Raw genomic sequence first — 11,824 nt, forward strand, 5'->3', positions numbered from 1 at the left:
GTTAAAAAGTAAAATATCGGTAACAAATTGTGTTAAAAACTAATCTATTAGTTGTAAAATATATCTTGATTTTATAATATTGCACAACCCAATCTTTATAAAGCTTTCCTTTACATACTCACATTAATTTAAATTACTTAGCCTTGAAAAAAATCTTACTACTGCTATGTTGCAGTCTTATTACTTACGCCTCGTTTGCGCAAAGTACAGGCCGCTTCTCAATGAAAGGAATTGTCACGGATACGTCCGGCAACGGATTGCCGGAAGCCACGGTCATGTTGCTGATGCCTAAAGATTCTTCCCTTGTCAACTTTGGAAGAGCTGCCAAAGACGGTTCTTTTGAATTTAAAAATCTTAAACGAATTTCTTACCTCTTAAAAGTTTCTTACGTTGGTTATTTGCCTTATCAACAGCACGTTATTCCGAACGATGGCGAGGTTATTAATCTTGGTAAGCTTGGAATGAAATTCCTGAATCAGGATCTGTATGAGGTAGTTATCAAAACGGCCAGAGCTCCATTGAGTATTCGCGGCGATACCGTTGAATATGACCCGAGGGCGTTCAAAGTGCCGCCGGGAGCGACGGTTGAAGATCTGCTACGGAAGCTGCCGGGTATGCAGGTGGATGGAGATGGAAATATCAAAGCACAAGGCGAAACCGTGAAACGTGTAACGGTAGATGGTAAGCGTTTTTTTGGTGATGACCCAAAAATGGCAACCAAAAACCTTCCTGCTGAGGCGATCAATAAAGTCCAGGTATTTAATGGAAAAACGGAGCAGTCGAAAGCCACCGGCGTGGATGATGGAAAGCGAGAAAAAACAGTCAATCTGGAATTGAAAGACAGTCACAAAAAAGGTGGTTTTGGAAAGGCGATTGCCGGGGTAGGGACGGATTCCAGGCTTGAAGGGAAAGTCAGCTACAACCGCTTTGATGACAAGCAACAATTCTCGGTTTTAGGTTTTGGAAACAATACCAATCAATCCGGAATTGCCCGAAATGATTATCAGGATTTCAAAGGCAGCCAATCATTTAACTGGGGTGATGATGGTGATTTTGGATTTGGTGGCGGTAACCGTTTTAGTTCGGACGGAGAGTCCATCACAATTCAGCCTAATTGGGGTGGTAGTAATTCTCAGGGTTTTACAAAAAACTGGGCTGGCGGCGGAAACTATAACTTCGATACAAAGAAGACAAAAGTAAGTGCGAGTTATTTTTATAATTCAACGGACGCTTTGACGGATGTGATGTCGAGCCGGGATAATTTTTTAAATAATACAACGTATAAATCCACAGATGTCAACAAAACAAATGCATTCAGTGGAAATCACAGACCAAGTTTGCGAATTGAAAAAGTGCTGGATTCGTTAAACACGATAACACTGATCAGTAATTCCAGGATCAATAATGGTGATAGCGACTATGACAGTTTTCAGCAATACTACAATAGTGGTGATACAACAAACCGCTCTACAATAAACAACAGCAGTGTCTATAACTCGTTTGCCATGTCAAACCTGCTTTTGTACCGGCATAAATTCAAGAAAAAAGGAAGGAATTTTGCTGCGAGTGTTGGTTACAATATCAACAATTCAGATGGAAGTTCGAACCAGAATTCGGTCAATGAATTTTTTCTTGACCCAAGTCAAAACAGCGCTATAAATCAGCAAAATAAAACAAAGAGCGATCGTAATCAGCTAAAAGGAAGCTTGTCTTTTATAGAGCCATTTGCAAAGAAATTTTCATGGGAAACGTTTTATAATTTCAGTCTTAGAAAAGATAAGGTGGATAGAAATGTGTTTGATGTAAAAGACAGTGGTCTGGAAATAAATCAATTATTGACCCGATATTATACCAATGACATTAATTACAACCGAATCGGGACGAGTATGAGATATTCCAATAATGGACTGAATGTGTCTATTGGAGGAGCCGCACAACAATTTGATCTGAAAGGGGAATTTGCTCAGGACCAGACCTCGACAGATTTTACGAAAGTGAACCGGACATATTTCAAAATTGTACCGAGTGTTTCGCTGAATTATGATTTAAAAAGAAACCGGTATTTGTATATGGAATATATGCAAGGTATTCAGGAACCTTCCATAAAGGATTTGCAGCCTGTTGTTGACAATAGTAATCCTTTGAATATAGTTGTTGGGAATCCAAATCTGACACCAGAGTTAAGGCACAACATTTATGGTGGTTATCAATTTTTCAATCCGGCAAATTTTACATATCTCTTCGTGAATGCGCAGTACAATTATTATGTAGACCAGATTGTTTATAATAAAACGATTGATGCCAATCTGGTTACAACAACCAAACCGATGAATGTGACTGGTGGGGTTAGCTATGGCAGTAGTATTGGTGTTTCATATCCGCTCATAAAGACAAAATTGACAATGGGACTGAACACCGGTTTTAATTTTAGTCAAAACCCGATTTATATAAATAATGTAATCAACAAGACAAAAACGGACTCATATAATTTCGGTACCCGTCTTGATTTTACTCCAAGCGACATTTTTACATTTTACACGAATGCCTACTGGAACATTGCCAATACAAGTTATTCCATCAATTCCAGTCAGAACCAAAAAGTACTCAGCGCAAATTATAGCGGCGATATGAACGTCAAGTTTCCCAAAGAAATTTATTTCAATGCTAAGCTGAACTTCAATACCTATGCAAACAATCAGTTTGGTTTTAGCCAGAAACAACCGATTCTTAATCTTTCGGTTGCCAGAATTGTGTTGAAAAACAAAAGAGGAGAAATTCGTTTTACAGCCAATGATGTGTTTAAGAGAAATCTTGGAATAACACAAAACGCCACGTCAAATTATTATTCGGAGTCGAGAGTTCGTACATTATCACGATATTACATGCTGAGTTTTACCTACAATATGCGGGGAATGTCAGCATCGGTAAAACGTAGTAACGGATTCTAAAAAAAACAATTTCGCATCATCCGCTTATTTGGTGGATGATGCTGAGTTTTATCAAGCCACAGCCATAAAAACTGATATTATATGAGACTGATCACGATCTTATTTCTACTAATCTCTTCTATTTCTTTTACCTCCAAAGCGCAAAAAATGGAGGGTGAAATATCTTACGAGCGCGTACAGCACTGGTCCAAAATTTACGCCCGCTTAACTTATCTAAGCATTGAGGAAAAGGACCGCGTTGCAATGACCATTAAAAATTATGAGGAGGATAAACAGGACATGAAGCTTTATTTTAAGGATGACAAAAGCTTCTATACCAAAGCAAAGCAAAAAGAGAATGATGGAGGTTGGTCGTCGAGTGAACAAGAATATAAAGTATATAGAGATCTGATAGGTGAAAAGAGAACCGATATACTGGAAATGTTTGGAAAGGTTTATATTGTAGAAGATTCAATACGGGCTCCTAATTGGAAGATAATGAATAAGATAAAAGAAATAAACGGCTACATGTGCATGATGGCGGTTACAGAGGATACTATAAAAGATCAAAAAATAACGGCGTGGTTTGCAGATAATATTCCGGTATCGGTTGGTCCGGATTTGTATGGAGGATTGCCCGGTATGATTCTTGAACTGGATGTAAATGACGGAGCTCTTGTTGTTACTGCTACTAAGATAGAGATGAAAGCTATCACGGAAGATTTAAATGTTCCCAAAAAAGTCAAAGGAAAAAAAATTAACGGAACTCAGTATAACACACTGGTGTCAACCCATATTAAGGATAGCATTAAATCGCATCGAAATCCGTTTTGGTCGATGCCATACTAGCGGTTTTGTTAACGTTTCTTAATTACCAGAATAAAAAATAATTATTAGGCAGGAATTAATTTTTTGTTTTTATACCTTTGCGGTCTGAAAGGACAGGTAAAGTACTGAAATACTCAGCATTATCTCTTCTAAAACAGAGATAATGCTTTTTTTATGTTGTAGATGGCCTTTTTTGAAAATCCAAAGTAATCTATGTGCCGGAAAGAATTGAATGAGCCGTGGCATGGTTTTCTTAACTCACTTCTTTAAACTAAGTTGAACTTAACAAATTTTAAATTTTTGTATAACCCTTGATAATTATGAAAAAGACACTTCTAGCTGTTGCTATGCTGTTTGTACTGGGCTCATGCGCCAGTAAGAAAAAAATGATGGCCGTTCAAAACAAAGCAAATGAAATTCAGATTCAATTAGATAAAGCAAGAGCTGATCTTAACGATTGTGATAGCAGAACTGCAAGTTTGAATAACGATTTGAAACTGAAAAACGACGATCTTACTGCTAAAAATAGTAAATTAAAAGAGTTGCAGGATCAGCTTGATTTCCTTAAAAAGAACAACAATAGTCTTCTTGACCGTATGTCTGATCTTTCGGTAATCAGCAAAGAAGGTTCTGAAAGTATCAAAAAATCTTTGGAAATGATGAACGCTCAGGGTGGTCAGATCCGCGATTTGAATGCTAGTATCCAACGCAAAGATTCGCTCAACATGGCGCTTGTTTTGAACCTGAAAAGGTCATTACAGGATGTCAGCGATGAAGATGTTCAGATTGAAGTGAAAAAAGGAGTGGTTTACGTATCACTTTCTGATAAAATGCTTTTCAAATCGGGAAGTTCTCAAATCAACACACAAGCTGAAACAGTGCTTGCCAAAGTTGCCAAGATTCTTAACGATTACAAGGAAATTGAAATCCTTATCGAAGGTCACACGGATAATGTGCCTATCGCAACAGACAAATTCTCTGATAACTGGGATTTGAGCGTTTTGCGTGCAACTTCAGTCGCTCGTACGCTTCAAAAGAAATATGGTGTTGAGCCGGTTCGTTTGATCGCTGGTGGCCGTGGAGAATATCTTCCAAAGGTTTCTAACGATTCTCCTGCAAACCGCAGCCTGAACCGTCGTACTGAAATTATCATTACGCCTAAATTGGATCAATTCTTTAACCTTTATACGCCAAACGCGGGTAAATAAGAAGATATTAGAACGAGAGACTTTAAGCCCGTCAGTTTTTGACGGGCTTATTTTTTTTGTCCTTACTATGAATTTTTTGTGCTATTTTGCTATTCAATTTAACCAACGATTCTTACTTATATGTCCCGGATTTTTTCTTTGACCTCGTGGAAAGCTACTATTTTTCTTCTTCTTATCACTGCACGGCTGGTTTTGGCCCAGCAGCTTGTCGAAGCTTCTGCCGAAAGTGTAGGCGTAAGTAGTGAACGGCTTAAAAGAATTGACAAAGTATTGCAGGAATATGTTGATAAACAACAGGTTGCGGGTTCTGTTGCAATAATTGTTAAGAATGGTAAAATTGTTTATTACAAAGGGTTTGGTTCTGATGACTGGGATACTAAAACGCCATTGAAAAAAGATGCTATTTTCCGGATTGCCTCTCAGACAAAAGCGATTACAAGCACAGCGGCTATGATATTGTTTGAAGAAGGGAAATTTTTGCTTGACGATCCGATCTCGAAATATATTCCTTCTTTTAAAAATCCTCAGATACTTGATAAATTCAATGAAAAGGATTCTACCTATACTACCAAACCGGCAAAAAGTGAAATTACTGTTCGCCAGTTGTTAACGCATACTTCGGGGATCAGTTATCCAAGCATTGGTTCGAAGGAAGCGATTGCTATATATGCCAAAAATGATATACCAAGCGGCATTGGAACGCCTCATTATAAACTTGCCGATGTCATTCCGAAACTTGGAAAATTGCCTCTTGTTCATGAACCCGGTGAGCGGTGGACATACGGACTGAATTCGGATGTGCTTGGTTATCTTGTAGAAATCTGGTCGGGGAAGTCTTTAAATGATTTTTTTAAGGAAAGAATTTTTGAGCCTTTGGGCATGAAAGACACTTATTTTTATCTACCTGAAAATAAGAAAAACCGTTTGACAAAACTGTACACGCAGGACAAAGAAGGAAAAACGATCAAAGCCGAAAACAGACCTGGTTTCAATAACGATTATCCAAATGAAAACGGGACGTTTTACGCGGGTGGCGCCGGTTTGACTTCTACGGCTTTTGACTATGCCATTTTCCTGCAAAGTTTTTTAAACGGCGGTCAGTACAATGGAAAACGGATTTTAAGTCCGGCTACGGTTCATTTAATGACTCAGAACCAGATAGGAGATGTTAATGCAGGCAGAAATAAATTTGGTCTTGGATTTTCCATAACAACTGAAAAAGAGGCGGCCCGTATTCCTGTTCCGGTAGGAACTTTTGACTGGGGCGGCATTTTCGGTACTACTTATTGGGCGGATCCAAAAAATAAGGTTGCCGCCTTACTCATGACTCAAAAATATCCAAGTTCGGTTTGGGGTGAAATGCAGGATAAATTTAAGGTGCTGGTTTATCAGGCGATTATTGAATAGGTCGGGAGGTAGTCAAGGGATTGTCCTTTATTGTCAGGAAGTGGTCATTTTATTGTCAGGTGTGGTCAGTAGATGGTCATTTATTGTCAGGTGTTGAAATCAGGATTTTGTTGGAATGGGAATTTCTACAAAATCCTGATTTCTTTTTTCTATGCACTCAATTCCTTTCGGATCTTTTTCTTGTCAATTTTCCCAACACTTGTTTTAGGAATTTCGGTAACAAAAATAATCTGGTCCGGGACGTACCATTTTTTGATCTTTCCGGATTCTACGTCTTTTTGCATTTTATTTATAATTATTTCGGGTGTCAGAATAGTCTGGAAACCGGACTTTGGGACGATAAGAGCATGAGGACGTTCTCCCCAGCGGACATCCGGCAAGCCTACCACCGCAACTTCGCCTACACCTTCGATTTGCGATAGTAAATTTTCAATATCGAGTGAAGAGACCCACTCGCCACCTGTTTTAATTACATCCTTTACACGGTCTGAAATAGTCAGATAATATGCTGAGTCAATGGATCCGACGTCTCCCGTATGTAACCAACCGTTACCCCAAAGTTTCTCCGAATTTTCAGGATCTTTAAAATAACCTTGCGTCATCCACGGTCCGCGTCCAACAATTTCACCAACGGATTTTCCATCATGTGGAAGGAAATTACCTTTATCGTCCATAATCCTTAACTCAACAAAAGGCGTAATTCTCCCTGCTTTTATCCGGTATTGCAATTCTTCCTCTTCCGAGAGATTTTGTTGCTCTTCATTTAAATGCGCAACGGATAATACCGGCGCGGTTTCAGACATTCCATAACCGGCCGAAACCGTAATTCCCATCGCTCTTGCCGCTTTTGCCAAACCGGTTGTCAGCGCAGAACCTCCGATTAAAACTTTCCATTTTGAAAGATCCGTCACTTTCGCAACATCGCAATTAATGACCATATTCAGGATTGTCGGCACGCAATGCGACAGCGTTACCTGATGTTCTGAAAGTAATGTCGCCAGCATATCCGGTTCATACCGACCGGGATACACCTGTTTATTATTCAGCATGGTAGCTACAAATGGAAAGCCCCAGGCGTGTACATGAAAAAGCGGCGTCAGCGGCATATACACATCCTGGTCAGAAAAAGGAAGCGCCCGATAACCACAGAAATAAGAAATTAATCCCATCGTGTGCAAGAACAATTGCCGGTGGGAAAAATAAACGCCTTTGGGTTCTCCCGTTGTGCCGGTTGTATAAAAGGTAGTAGCCCAGGTGTTTTCGTCAAAGTCTGGAAATTCGTAAAATTCACTTTGGCCAGAGATCAGTTTTTCATATTCACCTTCGTTTTGAAAGCCTGTTTTTATGATCTCCGCATTCTTATCTTGATAAACTTTATCACTCAGTATGACAAACCTGGTAGCGACCGTGATCTTGTCCTTAATCGCTTCCAGTATCGGGGCGAAATCTTCATGGACAAGAATAATTTTATCCTCGGCGTGATTGATCGTGTATAAAATCTGGGCGGGAGATAGCCGGACATTAATGGTATGCAAAATCGCTCCATAAGCCGGAACTGCGAAAAAGCATTCAAGATACCGGTGCGAATCCCAATCCATCACACCCACCATATCTCCGGGTTCAATACCAAGATTTGAAAATAGATTGGCAAGCCGGCGGACACGACGGTTAAACTCAAAATAATTCATCCGGAAAATGTTCCTGTATATAATTTCCCGCTGGGGATTATATTTTAAAGTTTGGGCAAGCAAAGTTTTTATCAGCAATGGAGAATCATATGCAGAGGAAGTACGCGGTATTAATCGGGTTTGAATCATAATTTTGGTACTTTTAAGGCTGTGTCCGTAAATATTGGTTAAGCGTTATCGTCGGGTACAAACCAGAATCGATATTGTTTCAAATTCTGAATTTAGCTTTATTGATTATTGTAAAAATAAAAGAAAAAACGTAACATAAATCATATCATGAGCGAAAGTATTCCGGGAAAAGAAGTTATTGAAAAGGCTCATACACTGATTACCCCCTATATTCACAGAACGCCGATTCTGACATCGCAATTTTTGAATCAATTGTCGGGAGCGGAGCTTTATTTTAAATGCGAAAACTTTCAGAAAATTGGTGCTTTTAAAGCTCGCGGTGGACTTAACGCAATTTTGTCACTTTCAGCGGAACAATTGAAAAACGGTGTTACTACGCATTCGTCCGGAAATCATGCACAGGCAATAGCCTTTGCGGCGGCAAAAGTTGGAGCGAAAGCTTACATCGTTATGCCGGAAAATTCGCCGTCGGTGAAGATTAATGCCGTAAAAGCATATGGAGCAGAAATTACTTTTTGTAAAAATACACCGGAAGAACGACAAGACGCTGTGGACAAAATTGTTGAAAATACAGGTGCGACTTTCATCCACCCGTTCAACAATTACGAGGTGATAGCGGGACAGGCAACTTCTTCCAAAGAACTTATTGAGGATCTGGGCTTCAAACTGGATGCGATTATTGCACCGGTTGGCGGTGGCGGTTTGTTAAGTGGAACATCTTTATCAACCCATTATTTTTCTCCGGAAACCGAAATTTTTGCTGGCGAACCGGAAGGCGCGGCTGATGCTGTTCTTTCTTTTAAAAGCGGAAAAATAGAAAAAGCACCTTTTGTAAAAACGATCGCGGATGGTTTGATGACGCCTTTGGGTGATAAAACGCTGGAAATTATCCGGAAATATGTGAAAGATATTTTTACCGTTTCAGATGAAGAAATTATTGCAGCTATGCAACTCATGTGGGAACGGATGAAGATCGTTGTTGAACCTTCGGGAGCTGTTGTGTTGGCGGCGATATTGAAAAATGGGGCCGTTTTTAAAGGTAAAAAGGTGGGAATCATCATTTCAGGGGGAAATGTGGATTTGGGTAAATTGCCGTTTTAATCCTGATATTTAAATTTGGAATAATAAAATTGTTTTAATGCTTATGCATATTTGATAATATTACCGTTATATGTGGAATGTAACAACGGTGTATCTACATTTGCATCATAAACTATACTTAAATTTTGAGCATGAAAAAATTACTTGTTTTATGTCTGATGGTATTTTTTGTTTCCTGTAAGGATAAGGACAAGGACGCTGTTGTGGATCCGGATTTTGCCCAGGAATTTGTCGGAAGTTATTCGACCACGACGGTTGATGGGAATGTAACAACCGTTCAGGATTGGGATATTACTTCAACCGAAAAGAACGTTCTGGCAATTAATTATACAAAAAACGTAAAAGTGACTGCGTCAGGAACTTCAGTAAGTTTTGTCCAGATTTTCCCCTTGATAGATATAAAAGCCACAGCTGCGGATAGCTTTACCATTGATGAAGTTGTTGACGTTCAGCAAACTACGCCTGGTACTTTAAGACAGCGCCTCCAAGGCGTTGCCACCAAAGTAACAAATGCAGCTGGAAAGGCTCAGCTAAATATCACCATTGATTATACAAATTCAGCAACCGGTGCGAAGGAAGAGTCCTATTTAGAATTTAAGAAGAAATAGAAATTGATTGAAGATATTATGTTTGAAGCCTGGCAGATTTACTGCCGGGCTTTTTTGTGGGTGATTTTAGTTCCTAAATAAATATGTTTAAAATGAAATTGTCTTTTATAAGGAGAATTTGGTTGTATAATGTTTCTGTTAATTACAACTAACACTCCTCGTTTATGATACCCAATATTTTTGACATTGCTACCAAGGAATTACATCAGGATGCTTTTATTGTTTGGCTTATTAAGTGGGCTGATCCTGAAAATGAAAAATATGATCCCTTACTTCACGCCTGTGGACAGGATTTTGTTAAACAACTTATTTCAAAGCAATATAATGATTCGATTTCTTCAATTATAATAGTTGAAGCTGGAAGACAATTTAAAAATATCGATGTTTGGGCTAAAATTTATACTTTAAATGGGAATTATTATTTAATTATTGAAGACAAAATATTTACGACTGAGCACAGCGATCAATTACTCAAATACAAAAAGTTAGGAGAAGAATATGCAGAAAATAATAATTTTATACCTGTTTTTATTTACTTGAAAACTGGAAGCGAATCTGCTGTGTCGATGGACTTAATTATTTTAAAGGAATTTAATCTTTTTAAAAGACAAGATTTTTTTGATTTGTTGGAGAAGCACAAAAACATAACTAACAATATTTTCACGGATTACAGAAATCGATTATCTACTCTTCACAGTAGCTATCAAGCCTTTCAAATCGAACAAATTGGTAGTTGGGACAAGAATCCGAATTGTTGGATAGGATTTTATCAGTTTTTAGAAACTCAATTTTCAGATTTAAATTGGAGCTTTGTGAATCGTCGAGATGGATCAGGTTTTTGGAACGCCTATTTCATTCCTGCTATTAACGACAGATGGTATGGCCATTCGGTTTATTTGCAAATCGAACAGGGAAAACTTTGCTTTAAAATTAATACCTCTGGCAGTGAGAAAGATAGAGTTAAGTTAAGATATTTAAGAAATGAGTTAGGTAAGATAATTATTGAAAAAGCAGCGATGCTCGAAATAAGCGAAATTCAAAAACCAAAGTATCCAGGAACTGGTGAAGCAATGACGGTTGCTGTTATTGAAATTGATGGATGGCTTGGTGAAAATGATTCTATCATTGACAAAGAGGCTGTGGTTATTGGATTAGAAAAATACAAAGCCTTTCTCCGCTATGTTTTAAACAATTAGACTGGTAGTGAGTTTTTATCGTTGGAATGATATTTTCTATTTAAAAGAAAAACCACATCCGAAACATGCTATTTCTATTCCAACTAATTTTCCTATTGATGATTCAGGATCAGCCAAGACAAGTATTACTTTTCTACAAAAATGATGGCGAAGTCCTTCTTAAAAAACAGTTGGCGGAATTTGAGAAAAATGATGCCGGGATGAAGGATCGTGATATCAAGGTTATGTCTTTCAAACCGTCATCAGAAAATAACGATCAATTTAAAAAGTGGAAAATTAAAGAAACTGATTCTTTTACTTTTATATTGATAGGGCGAGATGGAGGCGAGAAATACCGTTCAGGAAATTTCGTTTTGCATCAGGATTTGTTTGGAAAAATCGACGCCATGCCGATGAGAAGAAGCGAGATTGGGAAGCACTGAAATCAGTCAAATCCTAAGAAAATTCAATTCTTAAAATGGTTTCAGATCAATTTACCGTACCTTTAAATTCTGAATTTGCCTTATAAATACCATACCTGGGAGATTGTAAATGGAATTTGAAGAATATCTGAAAGTAAAAAAGATTGATAGTGCTGCTTTCAAAAAAGCGGATCAGGTGAGGTTTTTAGAATGGGAAACCATTTTTTCGACCATGCACCCTGACAGTTTTACAGCCCAGAAAAAATTCCTTATCAACGATATTCGCAGACGCTATCTTCTTGGTAACGAACCTGAAACGTTGAAATCCTGA

General features: G+C 38.3%; 10 protein-coding genes. 9 read left to right on the plus strand and 1 reads right to left on the minus strand.

The genetic code is table 11. The annotated features are described in order from the left end of the window. The first annotated feature begins 143 nt into the window (after nt 1-143). From FZF08_RS22405 to FZF08_RS22420, 4 genes are all read left to right on the plus strand, one after another. Nucleotides 144-2,948, plus strand: coding sequence for an outer membrane beta-barrel family protein (locus FZF08_RS22405; protein ID WP_310590613.1), 2,805 nt, complete (start codon nt 144-146; stop codon nt 2,946-2,948). Between the two features lie 81 nt (nt 2,949-3,029). Next, a complete protein-coding gene (locus FZF08_RS22410) occupies nt 3,030-3,776 on the plus strand; it encodes a GLPGLI family protein (protein ID WP_159473649.1) in 747 nt (248 codons plus the stop codon). Nucleotides 3,777-4,075: 299 nt separating this feature from the next. Next, the gene (locus tag FZF08_RS22415; RefSeq protein WP_159473652.1) at nt 4,076-4,963 is read left to right on the plus strand and encodes an OmpA family protein; all 888 of its coding nucleotides are present in this window, start codon (nt 4,076-4,078) and stop codon (nt 4,961-4,963) included. A gap of 120 nt (nt 4,964-5,083) precedes the next feature. Beyond that, nucleotides 5,084-6,370, plus strand: coding sequence for a serine hydrolase (locus FZF08_RS22420; protein ID WP_159473655.1), 1,287 nt, complete (start codon nt 5,084-5,086; stop codon nt 6,368-6,370). Nucleotides 6,371-6,519: 149 nt separating this feature from the next. On the opposite strand, the gene FZF08_RS22425 is transcribed toward FZF08_RS22420, so the two are convergent. Continuing rightward, complete coding sequence (locus FZF08_RS22425; RefSeq protein ID WP_159473658.1) at nt 6,520-8,187, minus strand: fatty acid--CoA ligase; 1,668 nt, start codon at nt 8,185-8,187, stop codon at nt 6,520-6,522. A 147-nt stretch (nt 8,188-8,334) separates the two neighbouring features. On the opposite strand from FZF08_RS22425, the gene FZF08_RS22430 reads away from it, so the two are divergent. The 5 genes from FZF08_RS22430 (at nt 8,335) to FZF08_RS22450 (ending at nt 11,824) form a co-directional block, all read left to right on the plus strand. Further along, complete coding sequence (locus FZF08_RS22430) at nt 8,335-9,288, plus strand: threonine/serine dehydratase (protein WP_159473661.1); 954 nt, start codon at nt 8,335-8,337, stop codon at nt 9,286-9,288. A gap of 131 nt (nt 9,289-9,419) precedes the next feature. Beyond that, on the plus strand, nt 9,420-9,896 hold the full coding sequence (locus tag FZF08_RS22435) for a hypothetical protein (protein WP_159473664.1): 477 nt from the start codon (nt 9,420-9,422) through the stop codon (nt 9,894-9,896). A 164-nt stretch (nt 9,897-10,060) separates the two neighbouring features. Then, nucleotides 10,061-11,092 (plus strand): PD-(D/E)XK nuclease family protein, encoded by a 1,032-nt coding sequence (locus tag FZF08_RS22440; protein WP_159473667.1) that lies wholly within the window; start codon nt 10,061-10,063, stop codon nt 11,090-11,092. A 65-nt stretch (nt 11,093-11,157) separates the two neighbouring features. Further along, nucleotides 11,158-11,514, plus strand: a complete 357-nt coding sequence (locus tag FZF08_RS22445) for a DUF4174 domain-containing protein (RefSeq protein WP_159473670.1) — start codon at nt 11,158-11,160, stop codon at nt 11,512-11,514. 109 nt (nt 11,515-11,623) lie between these two features. Then, nucleotides 11,624-11,824 (plus strand): hypothetical protein, encoded by a 201-nt coding sequence (locus tag FZF08_RS22450; RefSeq protein WP_159473673.1) that lies wholly within the window; start codon nt 11,624-11,626, stop codon nt 11,822-11,824.

It is taken from the genome of Dyadobacter sp. 3J3 (assembly GCF_009801115.1).
Lineage (GTDB): Bacteria > Bacteroidota > Bacteroidia > Cytophagales > Spirosomataceae > Dyadobacter.